The sequence below is a fragment of the Mesorhizobium sp. WSM4822 genome (genome assembly GCF_055811155.1).
Genome location: NZ_JBVVQM010000095.1, coordinates 1 through 314 on the forward strand (window position 1 = coordinate 1; position 314 = coordinate 314).

Here is a 314-nt window from a genome sequence, read left to right on the forward strand (position 1 = left end):
GCCGGCGACAACATCGGCGCGCTGCTGCGCGGCGTTGATCGTGAAGGTGTCGAGCGCGGCCAGGTTCTGGCCAAGCCGGGCACGGTGAAGCCGCACAAGAAGTTCGTGGCCGAAGCCTACATCCTGACCAAGGATGAAGGTGGCCGTCACACGCCGTTCTTCACCAACTACCGTCCGCAGTTCTACTTCCGCACGACCGACGTGACCGGCATCGTGTCGCTGCCGGAAGGCACCGAAATGGTGATGCCGGGCGACAACATCACGGTCGATGTCGAGCTGATCGTGCCGATCGCCATGGAAGAGAAGCTGCGCTT

1 protein-coding gene is annotated in these 314 nt (G+C 62.7%); it reads left to right on the forward strand.

Features of this window, described 5'->3' with window-relative positions; genetic code table 11:
• Positions 1–314, forward strand: a 314-nt coding sequence (locus AC0L3E_RS34690; protein WP_473606922.1) for an EF-Tu C-terminal domain-related protein, incomplete at both ends; no start/stop codon positions are given.